Raw genomic sequence first — 20,629 nt, 5'->3', positions numbered from 1 at the left:
CCTGCACCGGCAGCACCCGCTCCCTTGAGCCTTTCGTTCAGCACCTGGCGCGCGGGCGGCTACGCCAACGCGGCCGTCCCCCGCCGCGCCGATCCCGCCAGCCTCCAGCAGCTCGGCGGGCAGACGATGGGCACGACCTGGTCGCTGCGCTTCGACAACCCGCAGCTGCTGCCGCTCGCGCAGGTGCGCGAGGCGGTCGAAGCCGCGCTCGCGCGCGTGATCGCGCAGATGAGCCATTGGGAGCCAGACTCCCTCATCAGCCGCTTCAACACCGCACCCGCAGGTTCGCGCCATGCGCTGCCTGCTGAATTCGCGCAGGTGATGCAGTGCGCGCTCGCGTGGGCGCAGGCCAGCAGCGGCGCGATCGATCCGACGGTCGGTGCATTGGTGGCGCGTTGGGGCTTCGGCCCCGCGGCGTCGCAGGACAACGCCCTGCCCTCGCCTGACGCGCTGGCCGCGGTCCACGCGCACGTCGGCTGGCAACGGCTGACGTTCGATGAATCCGATCACACGCTGCTGCAACCCGGCGGCGTGCAGCTCGATCTCTCGGGCATCGCCAAAGGCTTCGCAGTCGACCACGGCGTTGACGCGCTGCGCGCGCTCGGCCTCACCGACCTGCTGTTCGAGATCGGCGGCGAGCTGCGCGGCATCGGCCGACGACCCGGCGGCGCACCGTGGCAGGTCCAGGTCGACACCGAGATGCCGACCCCGCAACGCATCGCGCTGGCCGACATGGCCGTGGCCACCTCGGGCGACCGCTGGCACCGTCGCACGCTCGAAGGCCGCTGCTGGTCGCACACGATCGATCCGCGCGATGGCGAGCCGGTGGCGCATGCACTGGCCAGCGTCACGGTGTTGCATCCGCAGTGCATGCAGGCGGACGCGCTGGCCACCGTGCTGACCGTGCTCGGCCCCGACGAGGGCCTGGCCTTCGCGCGGCAGCGCGACATCGCGGCCCTGTTCATTTCCCGCGCCGACGACGGATCGATCTCCGAACGCGCCACGCCCGCGTGGCAGGCGCAGGCCGGCGCATGACCGAGACCTTGTGGCGTGCGCTGGGGGCCAGCGCGACGGTCGCGGCCTATGCCGCGCTGTGCCTGGGCATCTACGCACGGCAGCGGCGGCTGCACGCCATCGCCGCCCGCGAAGCCGCGGCGCTGTCGGCCGGTGACGGCGCGCAGACGTCGCCCACCCTCGTGCTGTTCGCCAGCCAGACCGGCCAGGCCGAAACCATCGCGTGGCAGACCGCGCGGCGACTGCGCGCGGCCGGCACCGCGGTGCGCGTGATGACACTCAACGCACTCGACAGCGCCACGCTTTCATCGGCCAGCCGCGCCCTCTTCGTGGCCAGCACTTACGGCGAAGGCGATGCGCCCGACGGCGCCAGCGTGTTCGCCGAGCGCGTGATGGGCACGCCACTGGCGCTGCCTTCGCTGCGCTACGCCGTGCTGGCACTCGGCGACCGCCAGTACGCCCACTTCTGCGGCTTCGGCCGCGCGCTCGATACGTGGCTTCACACGTCCGGCGCCGTGCGCGACTTCGACGCCATCGAGGTCGACAACAGCGACCCCGCCGCGCTCGCCGACTGGCAGTCCCGCTGGGGCGACGCATCCGAGGACACCGACGACGCCCCGGCGAGCTTTGCGCCCTGGCGGCTCACACGGCGCGAACTGCTCAATGCCGGCAGCACGGGCGGCCCCGTCTTCCATCTCGGGCTGACGCCGCAAGCCGGCGCCCTGCCGCATTGGGCGTCGGGCGACCTGGTGCAGGTTGCTGTCGCGAGCGATCCGGCACGCCCACGCGATTACTCGATCGCCTCCCTGCCCGCCGATGGTGAGCTGCAACTGCTCGTGCGACAGGAACAGCACCCCGACGGCTCGATGGGCGCTGCGTCGGGCCTGCTCACCTCGACGCTCTCGGTCGGCGACACCGTCGCGCTGCGCCTGCGGCCGCACCGCGGCTTCCGGCTCGAGGGCAACGAGAACCGTCCGCTGATCCTGATCGGCAACGGCACCGGGCTGGCCGGCCTGCGCGCCCACCTGCGCGCACGCGCCGCCGCCGGTCGGAAAGACAACTGGCTGGTGTTCGGCGAGCGCCAGTCCGCCCACGACTTTCTGTGTCGCGAGGAAATCGAGGCCTGGCAGGCCGACGGCACGCTCGCGCGGCTCGACATGGTCTTCTCGCGCGATCAGGCCGAGCGCTTCTACGTGCAGCATCGCCTGCTGCAGGTGGCCGACACGCTGCAGGCCTGGCTGCGCGACGGCGCCGCCGTCTATGTCTGCGGCAGCCTGCAGGGCATGGCGTCGGGCGTCGATGCCGCGCTGCGGCAGATCGCCGGCGACGACCTCTGGGCCGAGCTGTCGGCCAGCGGGCGCTACCGCCGCGACGTCTACTGAACGGCTCGCGCGGCGGGCTCAGTTGCGTCCCGGCAACGGGTGGCGAGAAACTTTTGGCTTAAAAGTTCACTTTTTAGCACCTTGGTATTGAGAAGCAATATCATTTGCATCGATTTGCAAAAACCCTCGCAAATCAGCTCACCCAGCCAGTCTTGCCGCCCTTTTCTCCCCTGAGAGTGCGCCGCCCGGACCCAGCCAGTCGAGCCCTGCCCGCCCGCCCTTTCTGGAGAAAACAACATGGCCTACATCAAGAGCCGCAAACACGCCGTCGCCCGCGCAGTTCCTCACCTGTCGGGTGCCGCCGCAGCCACGCTGCTGGCCCTCGCCGCCCCCGCCGCCTTTGCCCAGACCGGGCGCGCACTGCCTGAAGTCCGCGTGCAGGATTCGACGGCCGCCGACTACAAGACCGACATCTCGGCCAACCCGAAGTTCACGGCCCCGTTGGTGAACACGCCGCAGACGATCCAGGTGATCAAGGAACAGATCATTCGCGAACAGGGCGCGACCACGCTGACCGAAGCGCTGCGCAACACCGCAGGCGTCGGCACCTTCTTCCTGGGCGAGAACGGCAACACGAACACCGGCGACGCCGTGTTCATGCGCGGCTTCGACAGCTCCAGCAGCATCTTCGTGGACGGCATCCGCGACCTGGGCTCGGTCTCACGTGACATGTTCAACATCGAGCAGGTCGAGGTCGTGAAGGGCCCGTCGGGCACCGACGTGGGCCGCGCCTCGCCCACCGGCTACATCAACCTCGTGACCAAGAAGCCGAAGCTCGAAGACAGCTTCCTGGGCTCGCTCGGTTTCGGCAGCGCCGACTACAAGCGCGGCAGCCTCGACTGGAACAAGTCGCTCAGCAGCGCCAACGGCATCGGCGCGGCCTTCCGCCTGAATGCAGCGATGGAAGACGGCGGCGTGCCCGGCCGCGACTTCGTCAAGAACAAGCGCACGGCCATTGCACCGTCGATCGCGCTCGGCCTGAACTCGCCCACGCGCTTCTACTTCGACTACCTGCACGTCGACCAGGACAACGTGCCTGACGGCGGCGTGCCGACCATCGGCCTGCCCAGCTATTCGAACCCCGATCCGGTCGCCCTGGGCGCGCGTCGCCGCAGCTTCCTGAACTACGCGGCACCGGTCGATCCGAAGAACTTCTACGGCACCGCGTACGACTTCAACAAGGTGACGGCCGACATGTTCACCGCGCGCGTGGAGCACGACTTCACGCCCGACGTGACGCTGCGCAACACGACCCGCTACGGCAAGACGAAGCAGGACTACATGCTGACGTCGTTCATGCTCGCGGGCCTCGCAGCAACCGGCCGGCCCCCGGCAGCCGGCGCCGCCTTCCTGGACACGCCGATTCCGGGCCTGCCCGCGTCGTGGACGGTCACGCGCAACTCGCCGACCAACAAGAACCAGGAAAACACGATCTTCGTCAACCAGACGAACGTGACCGCCAAGTTCAACACCGGCAGCCTGAGCCACTCGCTCAGCGCCGGCGTCGAGCTGATCCGTGAAGAGCAGTCGAGCCTGGGCTACTTCAGCCCCGGCGCGACGTTCAACGGCAAGGTCGTGCAGAACGGCGCCTGGCCGGTGGCCAACCTGTACGCGCCGAACCCGTACGTGAATGGCTACAACCGCATGCTCAGCGGCGCCGACAGCAAGGGCGTGACCAACACGGTCGGCCTCTACGCCTTCGACACCGTCAAGCTCAACGAGCAATGGCAGATCACCGGCGGCCTGCGCTTCGACCACTACAACACCTCGTTCCAGAGCGCGACGCTGTCGACCGCAACGACCAACCCCGGCCTGCCGGTCGGCACGCTGGTGCCCTCGTCGCTCAAGCTGTCGGACAACCTGTTCACCGGCAAGATCGGCGTGGTCTACAAGCCCGCGAAGAACGGCAGCATCTACGCGGCCTACGGCACCTCGGCCCAGCCTCCGGGCGGCGCGAACTTCTCGCTGTCGGCCGCCGGCACGGGCAACAGCGCAGCGCGCACCGACTTCCTGCCGCAGAAGGCCAAGACCTTCGAAGTGGGCACGAAGTGGGACGTGCTGGACGACAAGCTGTCGCTGACCGGCGCGGTCTACCGCACCGACGTGACCAACGAAGTGGTGCAAGACCCGACCAACACCGCGCTGTACTACCAGAGCGGCAAGAAGCGCGTGCAGGGCATCGAGCTGGGCGTGGCGGGCACCATCACGGAACGCTGGGGCATGAGCGCCGGCTTCACGACGATGGACACCAAGGTCCAGAGCGGCCCCAACGTCACCGCCGACGGCACCAACGTGCTGACCTACACGCCGAAGAACTCGTTCACGGCATGGACCACCTACCAGTTCCCGTTCGGCCTGACGGTCGGCGGCGGCGCGCGCTACAACGGCAAGCTGCACCGCGGCACCGACGGCGCGGTGGGCACGCCGGCGTACATCGATTCTTACTGGGTGTTCGATGCCATGGCGTCGTACCGCATCAACAAGAACATCGACATCCAGCTGAACATCGCCAACCTGTTCGACAAGCAGTACGCCGCTGCCATCAACAAGAGCGGCTACCGCTATACGCCGGGCACGCCTCGCTCGGCCAAGATCACCGCGAACTTCGCGTTCTGATCCCGACGACCGCGTCGCCCCTGTGCCGGCCCCCGCGGCAGGCGCAGTGCGACACTCAAGCCCCGGCCCGCGCCGGGGCTTTTTTCTTGTGGAGTTCACCGAAATGATGCTGCATGTGCCCGACGTGCTGAGCCCAGACCAGGTGCGCGAGATGCGCGCCGCGCTCGACGCCACCCAATGGGTCGATGGCCGCGAAACCGTGGGAGACCAAGGCGCGCAGGTGAAGCGCAACCGCCAGTTGCCGGAGTCTTCGCCCGTCTCGCGCGAACTCGGCGCGACCATCCTGGCCGCGCTCTCGCGCCACGCGCTGTTCTTCTCGGCAGCACTGCCTGCGCGTTTCGTGCCGCCACTGTTCAACCGCTACGAAGGCGGCGAACACTACGGTGTGCATGTCGACGGCTCGGTTCGCGCGGTGCCGGGCAGCAGCCAGCAGCTGCGCACCGACCTGTCGTGCACCCTTTTCCTGAGCGATCCGGACGACTACGAAGGCGGCGAGCTGGAAGTAATCGACACCTACGGCTCGCACGAGGTCAAGCTGCCGGCCGGCGACCTCATCCTTTACCCGGCGAGCAGCCTGCACCGCGTGCACCCGGTCACGCGCGGGGCGCGGGTGTCCTCGTTCTTCTGGCTGCAGAGCATGGTGCGCAGCGATGCGCAGCGCGGGATGCTGTTCGAACTCGACCAGACCATCCAGAAACTGCGCGCCCGCCTGGGCGAATGCGAGGAAACCGTGGCGCTCACCGGCCACTATCACAACCTCTTGCGGCTCTGGGCCGAGGTGTAACACCGGCTTGCAAACTCCGACCGCATGTCAGTCATAGTTATTGCAAATGCGATGGATTCTTATTTATAATGAGTCACATCCAACAGCCAGCCAACTGCCGCTTTCACCACCATGATCGTTTGCGTCTGCCGCCGAGTCTCTGACCGTGAAATCGCACGTCATGTGCGAGCCGGGATGACGTTCGACGAAGTCCAGTTCGAACTCGGCGTGGCCACCCAGTGTGGCCAGTGTGAAGGTTGTGCGCGCGACATCGTGGCGCAGTGCAGCGTCTCTCACCCGGTCGCCGCCTTGAACTGCGAATCGGCGCCGAGAGCGATCCAGCTTGCCAACTCCATCAAGGAAAGCAAAGCATGGAACTCGTCTCGGCTCTCGGCGGCAGCCTGATCCTCGTCGCCGGCTCTGTCTGGTGGATTTTTCGCAAGTAGCGTCTCTGTAGCGGTTTTGCTGCAATCGGGGCACGATTTGTAGTGCCCGCATTCGAATGGTTGATCGTGTCTGACCGCTTTGCCCCCCCTCCCTCTTTCCTTGGCCTGTCGCGCACTGTCGTCATTGCCGGCGGTGTGATCCTGTTTCACGGCGCCGCGCTGTGGGCGCTGCAAAGCGGCCTGCTGCGCCGGGCCGCCGAAGTGGTGATTCCCGTCGAGATCCTGAGCCAGTTCGTCGAACCGCCGAAACCCAAGGCCGATCCGCCGCCCCCGCCTCCGCCGCCGCCGCAACCCAAGGCGAACAAGGCGCCGCCGCCGCCGCGCCCGCAGGCCATCCGCGAGCCCAAACCGACGCCTGCGCCGAGCGCGCCCGTCGGCACCACGGAGCCGCCGCCCCCGGCCGCGCCACCGGCACCGCCCGCGCCGCCAGCCCCTCCCGCACCGCCGCCGGCACCTCCGGCGCCGCCCGCCGTGCAGCTGCCGTCGAGCAATGCCGACTACCTGCAGAACCCGAAAGCGGTCTACCCCGCCATGAGCAAGCGGCTCGGCGAGCAGGGCAAGGTGATCGTGCGCGTGCTCGTGGGCGCCGACGGCCTGCCCAAGAGCGCCGAGGTCAAGAAATCCAGCGGCTTCGATCGCCTCGACGAGGCCGCCGTGGAATACATCATGAAATGCCGGTTCGTGCCCGGCAAGGTCAACGGCGTGGTGCAGGCCATGTCTTACGACGCCCCCGTCAACTACGTCCTGAACTAATTTTTCTCTGGAGCAACTTCGTATGGATTCCCATTTTGGCTTGATGAACGTCTGGAATCAGGGCGACTTCGTCACCAAGGCTGTCGCGGTTCTGTTGATCGGCATGTCCCTCGCGTCGTGGATCGTGATCATCGTGAAGGCGCTCGACGTCATCCGCTACAAGCGCTTCGCCAAGCACTCGCAAGACTTCTGGCACAGCGAAGACTTCGCCACCGCACTCAACAAGCTCGGCAAGGACGACGGAAACCCGTTCCGCGCGCTGGCGCTCGAAGGCCGCGAAGCCGCCGCCCACCACCGCAACACCAAGGCACACCTGCATGACGCGCTCGACGTGAGCGACTGGATCACGCGTTCGCTGCGCAACGGCATCGACGCCTTCACGGCACGCCTGCAGACCGGCCTTGCCATCCTCGCTTCGGTGGGTTCGACCGCGCCGTTCATCGGCCTGTTCGGCACGGTCTGGGGCATCTACCACGCGCTGATGAGCATCGGCTCTGCCGGCCAGGCGACCATCGACAAGGTGGCCGGCCCGATCGGCGAAGCGCTGATCATGACGGCCCTGGGCCTGGCGGTCGCCATCCCTGCCGTGCTGGGCTACAACGCCCTGGTGCGCGGCAACAAGTTCGTGCTGACCAAGCTCAACAGCTTCGCCCACGACCTGCACGCCTACTTCGTGACCGGCGCCCGCGTGCAAAGCGGCAGCGGTGAAGCCGTCGTGGTTCCGCTCAAGAAGGGCTGAGCAGCACCATGGCTTTCGGAACCCAAGACGAACCCGATGAGGTGATGAACGAGATCAACATGACGCCGCTGGTCGACGTCATGCTGGTGCTCCTGATCATCTTCATCATCACCGTGCCGGTCATGAAGCACGCCGTGAACATCGACCTGCCCCGCGCCAGCAGCGAGCCCGAGCAGCCCAAGCCGCAGAACATCCTGTTCAGCGTCACGGCCGACGGTTCCTATTACTGGAACGAAGAGAAGATCGACGACGGCCAACTGCCGAACCGCCTGGCCGCCGAAGCCGCCAAGGAACCGCAGCCCGAGCTGCACATCCGCGGCGACAAGGCCGTGCGCTACGAGCGCGTGGCCAAGGCCATGGCCGAGGCGCGTGAAGCCGGCGTGCGCAAGATCGGCTTCATCACCGAGCCCGACACGAAGTGATCTGAACGAATGAGCAAATGATCGAAAAAAAGTTGATCGCGACGATTGACTTTATATTGAGAATCATTATCATTCACTCATCGCTTCCATAAAGGAACTCCAGATGCCAGCCACCCCGAATGCCTTTTCTGTTCTGAACCACCCTTCGCTCGACCAATCGGGTGGCGGTCATGCATCGATCCAGGTGGCGCGCCCGGCGCCGATGGTCGAAAGCACGGAGCTTCTGAAAGGAAGCAAGACCGTGGGCATCATGCACAACGGCTCGCTCTACCGGCTTCAAGCCACCAAACTCGGCAAGCTGATCCTGACCAAGTAAGTCGATCAGCCCGCCCCTCGCGCAAGTTTCATCGTGGGGCGACTCGAGGAGATTCATCTCCGAAGGGTCGTTTTTTGCTAGCCAACGGTTCGCCGACTAGCCAAGCTTTTTTTCACGCTGAAGCACCGAAAACGAAAACGCCGACCAGATGGTCGGCGTTTTGCTTTGGGCGAAGCGAAAAGGCTTACAGGCCGAGTGCGGCGATGCCGGCCTTGGCGATCTGCGCGTCTTCGTTCGACTTCACGCCGCTCACGCCCACGGCGCCGATGACGTGGCCGTCCTTGACTATCGGCACGCCGCCTTCGAGCAGGCCTTCCACCAGGGGCGCCGTCAGGAACGCGGTGCGGCCGCCGTTGATGATGTCTTCATAGACCTTGCTGTCGCGACGGCCCATGGCGGCGGTGTGCGCCTTGGCGGGGGCGATGTGCGAGGACAGCGCGGCGGCACCGTCCAGGCGCTGCAGCCAGAGCAGGTTGCCGGCGTCGTCGGAGATGGCGATGGTCACGGCCCAGTTGTTCTTCAGGGCCTCGGCTTCCGCTGCAGCGGCGATGGCCTTGACGTCGGCGAGTTCGAGGAATGATTTGGTCTTCATGAATAAGCTCAGGTTGCGTCGAAACCCGACAGCATAACGGCGGGGCGCTGCAGCGTCCCGCCGGGGCTTAAGAACATCGGGCATACGGTCTTTGCAATACCCCCTCTTGCAGCCCCCTAGAATGCGCCCAACTGCGTGTCATTGCATGCAGCAACCTCAGGAGCTTCGGCCATGAACGACCGTGTGACCACCCTCGACACTTCCACCGGCTACGGCCAGACACTGCCGCAGGCCGAACGCCAGCGCGTGCTGCGCAACACCTACTGGCTGCTGGCGCTGAGCCTGCTGCCCACCGTGCTGGGCGCCTGGGTCGGCGTGAGCACCGGCATTACGCGCTCGCTCACCGGCGGGCTCGGCCTGATCGTCTTCCTCGGCGGCGCCTTCGGCTTCATGTTCGCGATCGAGAAGACCAAGAACTCGGCCGCCGGCGTGCCGGTGCTGCTGGGCTTCACCTTCTTCATGGGCCTGATGCTCTCGCGCCTGCTCGCGATGGTGCTCGGCTTCAAGAACGGCCCCGAACTGATCATGACGGCCTTCGGCGGCACCGCAGGCGTGTTCTTCGTGATGGCCTCGCTGGCCACGGTCATCAAGCGCGACCTGTCGGGCATGGGTAAGTTCCTGTTCGTCGGCGCGCTGGTGCTGATGCTCGGCGCGGTCATCAACGTCTTCGTGGGCTCGAGCACCGGCATGCTGGTGATCTCGGTGGCCGCCATCGGCATCTTCTCGGCCTACATGCTCTATGACCTGAAGCAGATCATGGACGGCGGCGAAACCAACTACATCAGCGCCACGCTGGCCCTGTACCTGGACATGTTCAACGTGTTCCAGAGCCTGCTGGCCCTGCTGGGCATCTTCGGCGGCGAGCGCGACTGAGCGGCGTCCCCCGACCCCAAGAAAAAAGGCCCCGTGGGGCCTTTTTTCATTCCAGCTCGAAGACCGCAATCGACTCGACGTGCGCCGTGTGCGGGAACATGTTCACCACCCCTGCGAAGGTGCAGCGGTAGCCCGCCTGGTGCACCAGCAGGCCGGCATCGCGCGCCAGCGTCGACGGGTTGCAGCTCACGTACACGATGCGCTTCGGCGGCGTCCAGCCGCTGGTGCGAAGCTCGGGCTGCAGGTGCAGGTCGGCCATCGCCTTGGCGAGCGCGAAGGCGCCTTCGCGCGGTGGGTCGACCAGCCACTTGTCGGCGCTGCCGTCGGCCACCAGCATCTCGGGCGTCATCTCGAACAGGTTGCGCGTCACGAACTGGGTGGCCGACAGCGCGCGCCGTTCGGGCGTTGCAGGCTGATTTCTCTTGAAGTTCTCGGTCGCGCGCGCCACCAGCGTGTCGCTGCCCTCGATGCCCAGCACCTCGCGCGCCTGGCTGGCCAGCGGCAGCGTGAAGTTGCCCAGGCCGCAGAACCAGTCGATCACGCGCTCTTCGGGCTTCACGTCGAGCAGGCGCAGCGCCTTGCCAACCAGCGCGCGGTTGATGTGCGGGTTGACCTGGGTGAAATCGGTGGGCTTGAACGGCATCGTCACGCCGAACGCGGGCAGGCGGTAGGCCAGCGGCATGCCGCCCTCTTCCAGCAGTTTCACGGTGTCCGGGCCCTTGGCCTGCAGCCACCATTGAACGCCTTCGTTCTCGGCCGCAAAGGCCTTGAGCCGCCCGATGTCGGCATCCGACAGCGGCTCGAGGTGCCGCAGCACCAGGGCGATGGTGCCCAGCGCGGTCGAATCCGGCGCGTCGCCGCAGGCCAGCTCGATCTGCGGGCAGGTCTCGCGCGCATCCATGGAACCGATCAGCGCGCGCAGCGGCATCAGCATGGCGCTGACCTGCTTGGGCAGCACGGGACAGACCTGCATGTCGGCCAGGTAGCGGCTCTTGCGCTCGTGGAAGCCGATCAGCACCGTGCCCTTCTTGACCACATGGCGCACCGACAGGCGCGCCCGGTAGCGGTAGTGCCAGGCCGGGCCTTCGAGCGGACGCAGCACGTTCTCGGGCTTGACCTTGCCAAGGTGCCAGAGATTGTCTTCCAGCGCCCGCTGCTTCACCGCGACCTGGGCGGCGGCGTCGAGGTGCTGCATCTTGCAGCCGCCGCACGCGCCCGTGTGGAGGCCAAAGTGCGGACAGCCGGGGCGCACGCGTTGCGAGGATTCGCGGCGGATCTGCGTGACCGTGCCCTGCTCCCAGTTGTTCTTGCGGCGATGGACGTTGAACTGCACTTCCTCGAAAGGCAGTGCGCCCTCGATGAACACGACCATGCCGTCGGACTTGTGTGAAACGCCTTGTGCGTCCAGGTCGAGCGACTCGACCTGGAGCCATTCATCGGCGGGGCTCGCGGGGACTTTCTTTTCTTCGATGGATTCCGTCATCCCCCGATTGTCTCAGCGTGGCCGAGGTGGTCCGGCCGTGACGGGTTACCTTCTTTCTGTCAGGCGGCTAGAACAACGCGTCGCGGCCGACGCCGGAGCGTGCCAGCTGCTTGCGCATCTTGGCCAGCGCCTCGTTCTGGATCTGCCGCACGCGCTCGCGCGTCAGGCCCAGCCGCACGCTCAGCACCTCGAGCGTTTCGGGTTCCCGGTCGTGCAGGCCGTAGCGGCCTTCGAGCACCTCGCGCTCCCGGGCGTTGAGGGCCTGCACCCATTGGTCGAGCAGGCGCTCCACCTCGTGCGTGTGCGTCACGCCGGCCGGGTTGCCCTGCTCGTCGTCGGAAGCCACGGTGTCGGCCAGCGTGAAGCCTTCTTCGCCGTGCGCGTCGCCTGCATCGAGCGAACGCGGCGCCTCGGCCAGCGCCAGCAGGTCGGTCACCCCCTGCACATCGCGACCGAGCAGCGCGGCCATGTCCTCGACGCGCACGCCGTCCGGGCGGCTCGCCATGAAGTCGGCGTCGCCTTCGAGCGTGCGCCGCGCCCTTAAGACTTGCTGCAGCTCGCGCACGACATGCACCGGCAGACGGATCGCCCGCGCCTGCGTGATGGCGGCGCGCTCGACCGATTGGCGGATCCACCAGGTGGCGTAGGTGGAGAAGCGGAACCCACGCTCAGGCTCGAACTTGGTGATCGCATGCATCAGCCCGAGGTTGCCTTCCTCGATGAGGTCGGACAGCGGCATGCCGCGCCCCAGGTAGTTCTTGGCGATGTTGACCACGAGCCGCAGGTTGTGCTCGATCATCGATTGCCGCGCCGCAAAGTCGCCGGCGCGCGCGGCGCAGGCGGTGGTGTATTCCTCGGCGGGGGTGAAGAGCTCGGTGCGCCGGACCTGGCGCAAGTAGATGGTCAGGGCATCGGCGCCCTCGCCACCCATGACCTCGGCGGTCGCGCCGTGAAGCGGGGTCAATGCTGCAGAGGGAATCGACGGATCCGCGGTGGGGTCGTCGGGAAGAGAGTCCGCGCTCAGCGGCTCGTCGCCGCTGTCCTGGTGGCCATTGCGACCGCCGTTGTTTTGGGGTGAAGGGCTGCCCTGCCCCGCCAGCCCGCGCACGGGCAGTGTGCGGCGAGGGCGGGAGGCAGCCATGGCATCACCGGTTGGGCAGGTAACGCGACGGGTCGACGGGCTTGCCCTGGCGGCGGATCTCGAAATGCAGCTTCACGCGATCGGCGTCGCTGTTGCCCATTTCGGCGATCTTCTGGCCCTTCTGAACCGACTGGTCTTCCTTCACGAGCAGCGTCTGGTTGTGCGCATACGCCGTGAGGTAGGTGTTGTTGTGCTTCAGGATGATCAGGTTGCCGTAGCCGCGCAGGCCGGCACCGGCGTAGACGACACGGCCGTCGGCCGCGGCCAGCACGGGATCGCCGGCCTTGCCGCTGATGTCGTAGCCCTTGTTCTTGGCTTCGTCGAACCCGGCGATGAGCGAACCGCTGGCAGGCCAGATCCAGCCCAGGTCGTCGTCGCCCGAACTGCTCGGGCCCGAGGGCGAGGCCGTGACGGGCGGCTTGGTGGAGCCACTCGCGCCGCTGGCCGGCATGGCCGGCGTGACGGACGCCTGCGGGGCCACCGGCTTGGTCGTCGCCTCAGTGGCAGACGGCGCCGTGGTGGACGGAGCCGTGGCAACCGCCGTGCTCGCGCCGCTCGGCGGAATCACGCGCAACACCTGGCCGACTTCGATCAGGTCGGGGTTGTCGAGGTTGTTCCAGCGCACGATGTCCTGCCAGCGCTGGCCCGTCTCGCTGCCGATGCGGCGGATGGAGTCGCCGGGGCGCACGGCGTAGTAGCCGGGCTTGCCGTAGTTCTCGATACCGGCGAGCGGTTTGCCGGACGCATCGGTCGTGATGGGGGGACCACCGGGCGTCGTCGCCCCGGGTGCGCGCGTCATCGTGCCCCGGTCTTCGACCGGTGCGGGACCACGCGGTGCGGAGCAGCCCGCGATCACGAGCACAACTGCCAACGTGATGCCTGCGAACAAACTCCGATTGCCAAAACCCTGCATTTGTTATTCCTTCAAGCGATGCCCGATTTTAGGGGGACAAAGTGAACCGCCTCAAGAATGCGCCGCTCGAGTCCCCGGGGGGTCTTGTCGATCACGACAAGGGCTTGTCCGCCGGTGGCGGAATGGGTTGGCGCGACGATGCGCCCGCCGACGGCGAGCTGTGTGATCCAGGCCTCGGGCACGGACTCGCCACCGGCCGCCGCGATGATGCCCGCGTACGGCGCGCCCTTGGCGTAGCCGATCATGCCGTCACCCAGCATCAGGTGAACGGTGGCCAGCCGGAAGTGCCGCAAGTTGATGCGCGCGCGCTCGTGCAGCCCGCGCAGGCGCTCGATGCTGTAGACCTCGGTGGCCACTTCGTTCAGCACCGCGGCCTGGTAGCCGCAGCCGGTGCCGATCTCGAGCACGCGGCCCAGCCGGTCCTGCGGCTTGCCGGCCAGCGCCGGCGCGCCCAGCAGCAGCTCGATCATGCGGGCCACCACGTTGGGCTTGGAAATGGTCTGCCCCAGCCCGATCGGCAAGCTGGTGTCTTCGTAGGCCTGGTTGACCAGCGCGCTGTCGACAAAACGGTGCCGCTCGACCGCGCCCATGGCACGCAGCACGCGCGCATCGCTGATGCCCTGGGCCGCGAGCCTCTGCACCATGCGCGCCCGTATGGCGTCGGAGGCCATCGAGGGCGTGGACGGCACCATCGGCTTGACCGGCACAGCGGGCATGCGCCCGCGCGTGGCGGCCGAGGCAGTGGGGGTCAGTCGAACCGGGAAACTGGGCCGTGGAGGGGTCGCCATGTCGTCAATTGCCGAGACGTGCAACCGTCTCGCGCCATTGGCCCAGGTTGGCGTGGTCCGTCAGGTCGATCTGCAACGGCGTCAGTGCGATATGGCCGGCCGCGGTCGCGTGGAAGTCCGTGCCCTCCCCGCTGTCCTTGGCGCTGCCTGCGCCGGCGATCCAGTACATAGTTTCTCCGCGCGGGCTGTCTTGCGTGATCACCTTTTCGGCGGCGTGGCGGCGGCCGAGGCGGCACACCTTGACCGGCCTCAGCTCGTCGAACGGGCGGTTCGGCACGTTCACGTTGAGCAGGAAGGCAGGACCACCAAGCATCTTTTCGCGCTCGATCTGCTGCACCAGCCGGCGCGCCACCTGGGCCGCCGCATCGACATGCGCCCAGCCCTTTTCGATCTGCGAGAACGCAATGGCCGGGATGCCGAACAGGTAGGCCTCCATCGCCGCGCCCACGGTGCCTGAATAAATGGTGTCGTCGCCCATGTTGGCGCCGTTGTTGATGCCCGAGACCACGAGGTCGGGGCGGTAGTCGAGCAGGCCCTTGAGCGCGATGTGCACGCAATCGGCCGGCGTGCCCGTCACGTAGCGGAAACCGTTGTGCGCCTTGTGCACGTACAGCGGCGCGGCCAGCGTCAGTGCGTTCGACTTGGCGCTGTTGTTGTGCTCGGGTGCCACCACCTCGACGTCGGCGATGTCCTTGAGCGCGTCGTGCAGCGCGACGATGCCCGGCGCCTGAAAGCCATCGTCATTGGAAATAAGTATCTTCATGGTGCTTCTGGGTGCAGCGGATTGTAGGTGCGGGGTGCGTCGCAGCAGGGACAACGCCGCACCACAGCGGCGCCTATCATCGCCCCGAATTCATTGCCCACACGACTCATTCGAAGGAGACCCCGAGCATGCACGCATGGCTTTGCGAAAACCCCACCGGCGTCGACGCGCTGACCTGGAAAGAACTGCCCACCCCCACGCCGGGCCCGGGCCAGGTGCTGATCGAAATCAAGGCGGCCAGCCTGAATTTCCCCGACCTGCTGATCGTGCAGAACAAGTACCAGATGAAGCCGCCGCTGCCCTTCGTTCCCGGATCGGAATATGCGGGCGTGATTCAGGCGGTGGGCGAAGGCGTGACGCACCTCAAGGTCGGCCAGAACGTGGCGTGCCTCTCGGGCACCGGCGGCTTCGGCACCCACACGCTGGCACCCGCCGCGCTGTGCATGCCGCTGCCCGAAGGCTTCGGCCACGTGGATGCCGCCGCTTTCATCATGATCTACGCCACCTCGTGGCACGCGCTGATGGACCGCGCGCAGCTCAAGGCCGGTGAAACCGTGCTGGTGCTCGGCGCGGCCGGCGGCGTGGGCACGGCGGCCATCCAGATCGCCAAGGCGGCAGGCGCCAAAGTGATTGCAGCAGCATCGACCGACGAGAAGTGCGAACTCTGCCGCTCGATCGGCGCCGACGCGACGATCAATTACACGACGCACGCACCGCCCAATGGTTTCCGCGACGCCATCAAAGCCGCAACCGACGGCAAAGGCCCGGATGTGATTTATGACCCCGTGGGTGGCGATTTCGCAGAACCGGCATTCCGCTCGATTGGCTGGCGCGGCCGTTATTTGGTGGTCGGTTTTGCGTCGGGCCCGATCCCGTCGCTGCCATTGAATCTGACGCTGCTCAAAGGCGCGTCGCTCGTGGGCGTGTTCTGGGGCGATTTCGCCAAACGCGAACCCAAGGCCAATGCACAGATGATGGCCGAATTGGCCCAGTGGTACGGCCAGGGAAAAATCAAGCCCGTGATCGACAGCACGATGCCGATGGCCGAATTGAAGGCCGCCTATGCGCACATGGGATCGCGCGGCGTCAAGGGAAAACTGGTGATGGTGAACTGATCGGACGAGCGCGCATCCGCATGTGCGCTTCCCAATAAAAAAGCCCGCCGAAGCGGGCTTTTTTATTGGGCGAATGTCCAACTGATTCTGCAGGCAATCACTTGATCTCGTAATCCGAGAGCGACTTGCCGGCTGCCAGGGCTTCCGTGACCCAGCGCGGCTTGCGGCCACGGCCACCGGACCAGGTTTCGCCCGTCGGGCCGCGGTATTTGGCGGCGGCCTTGGCGGCTGCAGGACCTGCGCTGCGCTTGGTTGCGGCGGCACGGCCACCACCGAGCTTCAGATCGGAAGCGGTCAAACCGTATTCCGCAATCTTCCTGCGCACTTCTTCGATCACGCCGGCCCGTTCCTGGTTACGCAGGTCTTCGGCCTGCTTGCGCAATTGGGCAATCTGCTCGTCGTGCTTCTGGATCTGGGAATTGATATCGGCGAGTGACGAAGCCATTGTTGGACTCCTGTTGTGAATTGAAAACGGCTGAATTCTAATTCAAACCGCTTTTGCCACAAGCGCCTTTTCAGCAGAAAAATGCAGACGCATTGGTTGAATGCAACAAGGCGCAACACGCACGCACCATTTTGGGCACTTCCAAAATCGGAGACGGCGGGGAAAGAATGCGGCGAGCAACCGGGCGCTTGAAGCGACGGCGAAGCCAGAAATGACAACGCCGGGCAAGCCCGGCGTTGGAATCCCTTGGGTGCTATTGAAAAATAGCGCAGGGACGGAATTTTTTGGGGTGGCTGATGGGACTCGAACCCACGACGACCAGAATCACAATCTGGGACTCTACCAACTGAGCTACAGCCACCGTAGAGCCTCTGATTGTAGCGTTAAAAATCGCGGCTTTCACTCTTGCGATCACCAAAGACGCCGAAATGCCACATCGACATGCGGCCCGACCACCTTCGGAGGCCGCTCGCGATGGCCTGCCGCCACACACGCGCCCTGCCCCATGGGCATAACTTCGCAGTCGCCCGTTCGATGTACGTGACCCGCGCCGACGCGCGAATGCCTCCGCTATCATGAATGCGAGCGGCCCAGCCGGGCCCGGCTCCCGCCACTTTCACTTCTTCAAAGGAACTTCTTCATGAGCATCGTCTGGACTATCCTGATCGGGTTCGTCGTGGGTCTCGTGGCGCGGGCCGTCAAGCCGGGCAACGATTCCGCTGGCTTCATCGTGACCACGCTGATCGGCATTGCAGGTTCGGTGGGCGTGACCTACCTCGGCCAGGCGATGGGCTGGTACACCGCCGGCCAGGGCGCCGGCTTCATCGCGTCCGTGCTGGGCGCGATCGTGCTGCTGGTTCTCTACGGTCTCATCAAGCGCAAGAGCTGATGCCCGTGACGCCGTGCCGCGCCACGCGGCCGGCGGCTCCGGCTGCCTGAACCCCCACACTTCTTCAGCCAGCCTCGCGAGGCCTCCCCGCCGATGCCCCGCAAACCCCGCGCCCGTCACCACGTCTATGTGATCGAACTCGACGATCGCGTCTGGAACAACGGCCGCTTCCGGCGCGCCAACCCCGACTACCAGCTCGGCAAGCCCTTCGTCTATGTCGGCATGACCGGCCTGGACCCCGACATCCGCTTCGACAAGCACAAAGCCGGCATTCAGGCCAACCGCTTCGTGCAGGAGTTCGGCGTGCGGCTGCTGCCTGCGCTCTACGAACGCCACAACCCGATGCCGTATGACGATGCGCGCCTGATGGAGGTCGACCTGGGCATCGCCCTGCGCCGCGCCGGCTATGGCGTCTGGCAGGCCTGACGCTGTTCAGGAATAAGTGACCCAGTCCTCGTACGCCGGGCCGTCGAGGTGCGGCAAGGTGTTGTAGGTCACGAGCATGTGCCGCTTCGGCGTGAAGGCAAACTCGGTCACCGAGCTGTTGCGGATGCGCAGGTTGAGTTCGATGGTCGTCTCGGCGCTGGTGCCCAGCACGTGCCCGACCGCGGTACTGATCGGCCCGCCGCTCGATACCACCAGCACCTTCGCGCCATGGTGCCGCTCGCGCACATGGTCCAGCGCCGTGGTCACGCCGGCCAGGAAGTCGATGTAGCTCGGCATGCCGACCGGCGCCGTACGGCCCTGCATCCACGCGCCCAGCCCGTCGCGCAGCAAGCGGAAGTGATGGCGGTACATCTCGGGTGAATCGGGCTTCTCAAGCTTGCCCTGGTGCACCGTCGCGATGACGGCCTCGCTGTCGTACTCGTTGAGCCCCGGCCACGGCAGCACATCGTCGCGCGACAGCCCGAGCCCCTGCGCGATGCCCTCCCAGGTCTGCTTGTGGCGCTTCAGCGTGCCGGTGATGACGGCATCAAAACGCATGCCGCGCTCGCGCCAGTACTCGCCGAGGCGCACGGCCTGCCGGTGTCCGAGCTCGCTCAGGTTGTCATAGTCGGCAGCACCGAAGCTGGCCTGTCCGTGGCGCACGAGGTAAAGGGTTCCCATGCGCCGGATTCTGGCAAGAAGCGCGAACAGCGCTTGTCCCTCGTGCGACCAAAAAAAAGCCCGGGTCGTCGGACCCGGGCTTGTTGCGAGCAGCAGTTGCTCGTCTGTATCAGCGCGCTGCTGCAGCGGTCGGCAGCGTGTCGGCCGGCTTCGGCACGAGGATCTCGACCTTGAAGCGTTGCTTCAGCAGCTCGTAGTACGCAGCGGCTTCGGCGGCGGTCACCGACTGGGCGATCTGCATGCTTTCCTGCTGCGCTTGTTCGGCGGTCGGCGGCTTGCGCGGCACGACCTTGGTCACGCGGACCACGGCGTAGCCTTGCGCGCCCAGGTCCACGCCAAGCAGCGCGGGCAGCTTGGCGCCATCGGCGCGCAATGCGGCGTCGATCACCGGTGCAGGCTGCGACTGCGCGTCGATGCGCGACACCGTGACCGGCGCGCCGAACGTGGCGCCGTCGGCCTTCACCTTCCAGGCAGCGAGCTTGGCTTCGCCCTCAGTCTTGGCGAGTGCCGCGGCGCGTTCGGTGATGAGCTGCGCGCGGATCTTGTCCTTCACCTCGGCCAGTGGAATCGGATGCGCGGCCGTGTACTGCGTCACGCGGCCCGATGCGAGCTGGCTCGGACCGACTTCGATGGCTTCGGTGTTCTGCTTGCGCTCGAGCGAGTCGGAGGCATACAACGCCTGCAGGAAGTTGCGGCTGGCCAGCGGGCCGGTGGCGCCCGGCGCGGGCGTGCGCGGCACGTTGGTCGCTGTCTGGATCGTGAGCTTCAGCTTCTCGGCGGCCGGCTTGAGGCTCTCGGGTTGTTGATACACGGTGTCCGTGAAAATTTCCGCAGCCTTCGCGAATTCCTGCGTGGCCTGTTGGGCGCGCACGTCGTTCTCGATGGTCGCGCGCACCTTCTCGAAAGGCGGCACCACGGCCGGCTTGATGTCGGTCAGGTGAATGATGTGGTAGCCGAACTCGGTCTCGACGAGGTCGCTGATGTCGCCCTTCTTGAGCGCGAACATCGCGTCTTCGAAAGGCTTGACCATCGCGCCGCGCGTGACGAAGTCGAGGTCGCCGCCCTTCTCGGCCGAGCCGGGGTCTTGCGAGTTCTTGCGTGCCACGTCGGCGAAGGTGGCGGGCGCCTTCTTCACGTCAACCAGCAGCTGTTCGGCCTTGGTCTTCGCCTTGGCGCGGTCGCCGCTGGACATGCTGGCCGGCGCGGTGATCAGGATGTGGCTCGCACGGCGCTCTTCCTTGGTGCCGAAGCGCGCGGTGTTCTGTTCGTAGTAGGTCTTGAGGTCGGCTTCGTTCGCGACGATGTTCTTCTTCGCGGCTTCGAGGTCGAGCACGAGGTACTCGATGCTGGCCTGCTCCGGCGCCTGGAACTGCGCCGTGTGGTCCTTGTAGTAGGTCTCGATGTCGCCATCGCTGACCGTGACCTTCGACGCGAAGCTCTCGGGGGCGAAGCGCGCCACCTGGATCTCGCGGCGGTCGTAGAACGCATTGACGGTGGCCGCGGTCAGTGCCGGCGGCGCGAAGCTCGTGCCGGTCACGCCCAGCAGCACCTGCTGCGACGCGAGATCGGCGCGCACCGAGGCTTCGTACTGTTCGGGCGTGCGACCGGTGGCGCGAAGGAAGGCTTCGCGGTCGAACTTGCCGTCGGCCGTGCGGAAGGCGGCCAGGCCGGCGTCCTGCGCGAACATGCGCGAGAGGCGGTCTTCAGACACCGACACGTTGGCCTTGGTCGCCGCGGTGGCCAGCACGCGATCGCGCACCATGCGCTCCAGCGTGGCGTAGCGCAGCGCGTCGGAGTCGAGCAGCGTCGGATCGACGTTGGGCGACTGCTGGCGGATGCGGTCGGTCTCGACGCGGTGCTGCTGGTCCCACTCCGGCTTGGTGATGTCGTGGCCCTCGATGCGGGCCACTTTCTCGTCGCCGCCGAGTCCCTGGTAACGCTCGACGCCGAAGAAGACGAACGAGGGAATGATCAGCAAGAACAAGAAAATCATCACGATCTTGTTGTACTTGCGGAAGGTATCAAACATGCTTGAACACTCTTTTGGACGGGCGCCGGAAGGCAATAAA

General features: G+C 66.2%; 22 protein-coding genes and 1 tRNA gene. 13 read left to right on the top strand and 10 right to left on the bottom strand.

What is annotated here, in order from left to right; translation table 11 throughout:
- The first annotated feature begins 24 nt into the window (after nt 1-24).
- From IG196_RS10115 to hemP, 9 genes are all read left to right on the top strand, one after another.
- Entirely contained in the window at nt 25-1,035 is a 1,011-nt protein-coding gene (locus tag IG196_RS10115) for an FAD:protein FMN transferase (RefSeq protein WP_192196035.1), read from the top strand.
- Nucleotides 1,032-2,396: a sulfite reductase subunit alpha gene (locus tag IG196_RS10110; RefSeq protein ID WP_192196034.1), complete on the top strand. Its 1,365-nt coding sequence runs from the start codon at nt 1,032-1,034 to the stop codon at nt 2,394-2,396. The genes IG196_RS10115 and IG196_RS10110 overlap by 4 nt, the downstream gene beginning before the upstream one ends.
- 237 nt (nt 2,397-2,633) lie before the next feature.
- A complete protein-coding gene (locus IG196_RS10105) occupies nt 2,634-5,012 on the top strand; it encodes a catecholate siderophore receptor Fiu (RefSeq protein WP_192196033.1) in 2,379 nt (792 codons plus the stop codon).
- Between the two features lie 103 nt (nt 5,013-5,115).
- Nucleotides 5,116-5,796 (top strand): Fe2+-dependent dioxygenase, encoded by a 681-nt coding sequence (locus IG196_RS10100; protein WP_192196978.1) that lies wholly within the window; start codon nt 5,116-5,118, stop codon nt 5,794-5,796.
- 111 nt (nt 5,797-5,907) lie between these two features.
- Nucleotides 5,908-6,180, top strand: a complete 273-nt coding sequence (locus tag IG196_RS10095) for a bacterioferritin-associated ferredoxin (protein ID WP_062473051.1) — start codon at nt 5,908-5,910, stop codon at nt 6,178-6,180.
- A 104-nt stretch (nt 6,181-6,284) separates the two neighbouring features.
- The gene (locus IG196_RS10090) at nt 6,285-6,974 is read left to right on the top strand and encodes an energy transducer TonB (RefSeq protein WP_412556388.1); all 690 of its coding nucleotides are present in this window, start codon (nt 6,285-6,287) and stop codon (nt 6,972-6,974) included.
- Nucleotides 6,975-6,996: 22 nt separating this feature from the next.
- On the top strand, nt 6,997-7,713 hold the full coding sequence (locus IG196_RS10085) for a MotA/TolQ/ExbB proton channel family protein (protein WP_192196032.1): 717 nt from the start codon (nt 6,997-6,999) through the stop codon (nt 7,711-7,713).
- A gap of 8 nt (nt 7,714-7,721) precedes the next feature.
- A complete protein-coding gene (locus tag IG196_RS10080; RefSeq protein WP_192196031.1) occupies nt 7,722-8,135 on the top strand; it encodes an ExbD/TolR family protein in 414 nt (137 codons plus the stop codon).
- Nucleotides 8,136-8,238: 103 nt separating this feature from the next.
- Nucleotides 8,239-8,451, top strand: a complete 213-nt coding sequence (gene hemP / locus IG196_RS10075) for a hemin uptake protein HemP (protein WP_099796208.1) — start codon at nt 8,239-8,241, stop codon at nt 8,449-8,451.
- A gap of 184 nt (nt 8,452-8,635) precedes the next feature.
- On the opposite strand, the gene IG196_RS10070 is transcribed toward hemP, so the two are convergent.
- On the bottom strand, nt 8,636-9,043 hold the full coding sequence (locus IG196_RS10070; protein ID WP_099796207.1) for a GlcG/HbpS family heme-binding protein: 408 nt from the start codon (nt 9,041-9,043) through the stop codon (nt 8,636-8,638).
- Nucleotides 9,044-9,214: 171 nt separating this feature from the next.
- Here IG196_RS10070 and IG196_RS10065 point away from each other — a divergent pair, with 171 nt between their 5' ends.
- Nucleotides 9,215-9,916 carry a Bax inhibitor-1/YccA family protein gene (locus tag IG196_RS10065; protein WP_192196030.1) on the top strand — a complete coding sequence of 234 codons (702 nt, stop codon included), beginning with the start codon at nt 9,215-9,217 and terminating at the stop codon, nt 9,914-9,916.
- A 46-nt stretch (nt 9,917-9,962) separates the two neighbouring features.
- On the opposite strand, the gene rlmD is transcribed toward IG196_RS10065, so the two are convergent.
- The 5 genes from rlmD to surE all read right to left on the bottom strand — a co-directional run bounded on the left by rlmD (nt 9,963) and on the right by surE (nt 15,004).
- The gene (gene rlmD / locus IG196_RS10060; protein ID WP_192196029.1) at nt 9,963-11,399 is read right to left on the bottom strand and encodes a 23S rRNA (uracil(1939)-C(5))-methyltransferase RlmD; all 1,437 of its coding nucleotides are present in this window, start codon (nt 11,397-11,399) and stop codon (nt 9,963-9,965) included.
- 67 nt (nt 11,400-11,466) lie between these two features.
- Nucleotides 11,467-12,540: a sigma-70 family RNA polymerase sigma factor gene (locus IG196_RS10055; RefSeq protein ID WP_192196028.1), complete on the bottom strand. Its 1,074-nt coding sequence runs from the start codon at nt 12,538-12,540 to the stop codon at nt 11,467-11,469.
- Between the two features lie 4 nt (nt 12,541-12,544).
- Nucleotides 12,545-13,453 carry a peptidoglycan DD-metalloendopeptidase family protein gene (locus IG196_RS10050; protein ID WP_192196027.1) on the bottom strand — a complete coding sequence of 303 codons (909 nt, stop codon included), beginning with the start codon at nt 13,451-13,453 and terminating at the stop codon, nt 12,545-12,547.
- A gap of 11 nt (nt 13,454-13,464) precedes the next feature.
- Complete coding sequence (locus IG196_RS10045; RefSeq protein ID WP_192196026.1) at nt 13,465-14,241, bottom strand: protein-L-isoaspartate(D-aspartate) O-methyltransferase; 777 nt, start codon at nt 14,239-14,241, stop codon at nt 13,465-13,467.
- A gap of 4 nt (nt 14,242-14,245) precedes the next feature.
- Nucleotides 14,246-15,004, bottom strand: a complete 759-nt coding sequence (surE, locus tag IG196_RS10040; RefSeq protein ID WP_192196025.1) for a 5'/3'-nucleotidase SurE — start codon at nt 15,002-15,004, stop codon at nt 14,246-14,248.
- A 128-nt stretch (nt 15,005-15,132) separates the two neighbouring features.
- On the opposite strand from surE, the gene IG196_RS10035 reads away from it, so the two are divergent.
- Nucleotides 15,133-16,119, top strand: coding sequence for an NADPH:quinone oxidoreductase family protein (locus IG196_RS10035; RefSeq protein WP_192196024.1), 987 nt, complete (start codon nt 15,133-15,135; stop codon nt 16,117-16,119).
- A gap of 97 nt (nt 16,120-16,216) precedes the next feature.
- Here IG196_RS10035 and IG196_RS10030 read toward each other — a convergent pair whose 3' ends face one another.
- Together IG196_RS10030 and IG196_RS10025 are read right to left on the bottom strand one after the other, a co-directional pair.
- Entirely contained in the window at nt 16,217-16,564 is a 348-nt protein-coding gene (locus IG196_RS10030; protein WP_056583066.1) for an H-NS family nucleoid-associated regulatory protein, read from the bottom strand.
- Nucleotides 16,565-16,849: 285 nt separating this feature from the next.
- Nucleotides 16,850-16,925, bottom strand: a tRNA-His gene (locus IG196_RS10025).
- Nucleotides 16,926-17,204: 279 nt separating this feature from the next.
- Between IG196_RS10025 and IG196_RS10020 the strand changes: the two genes are divergently transcribed.
- Both IG196_RS10020 and IG196_RS10015 read left to right on the top strand, forming a co-directional pair.
- Nucleotides 17,205-17,453, top strand: a complete 249-nt coding sequence (locus tag IG196_RS10020) for a GlsB/YeaQ/YmgE family stress response membrane protein (RefSeq protein ID WP_180839016.1) — start codon at nt 17,205-17,207, stop codon at nt 17,451-17,453.
- Between the two features lie 93 nt (nt 17,454-17,546).
- Entirely contained in the window at nt 17,547-17,879 is a 333-nt protein-coding gene (locus IG196_RS10015; protein WP_192196023.1) for a hypothetical protein, read from the top strand.
- 6 nt (nt 17,880-17,885) lie between these two features.
- On the opposite strand, the gene IG196_RS10010 is transcribed toward IG196_RS10015, so the two are convergent.
- Nucleotides 17,886-18,560, bottom strand: coding sequence for a histidine phosphatase family protein (locus IG196_RS10010; protein ID WP_192196022.1), 675 nt, complete (start codon nt 18,558-18,560; stop codon nt 17,886-17,888).
- A 109-nt stretch (nt 18,561-18,669) separates the two neighbouring features.
- On the bottom strand, nt 18,670-20,589 hold the full coding sequence (locus tag IG196_RS10005; RefSeq protein WP_192196021.1) for a SurA N-terminal domain-containing protein: 1,920 nt from the start codon (nt 20,587-20,589) through the stop codon (nt 18,670-18,672).
- Nucleotides 20,590-20,629 lie beyond the last annotated feature (40 nt).

Source organism: Variovorax sp. 38R, assembly GCF_014843395.1.
GTDB classification, from domain to species: Bacteria; Pseudomonadota; Gammaproteobacteria; order Burkholderiales; family Burkholderiaceae_C; genus Variovorax; species Variovorax paradoxus_H.
Note: the sequence above shows the minus strand (reverse complement) of the source record. Positions and strands in the feature narration are given on the sequence as shown.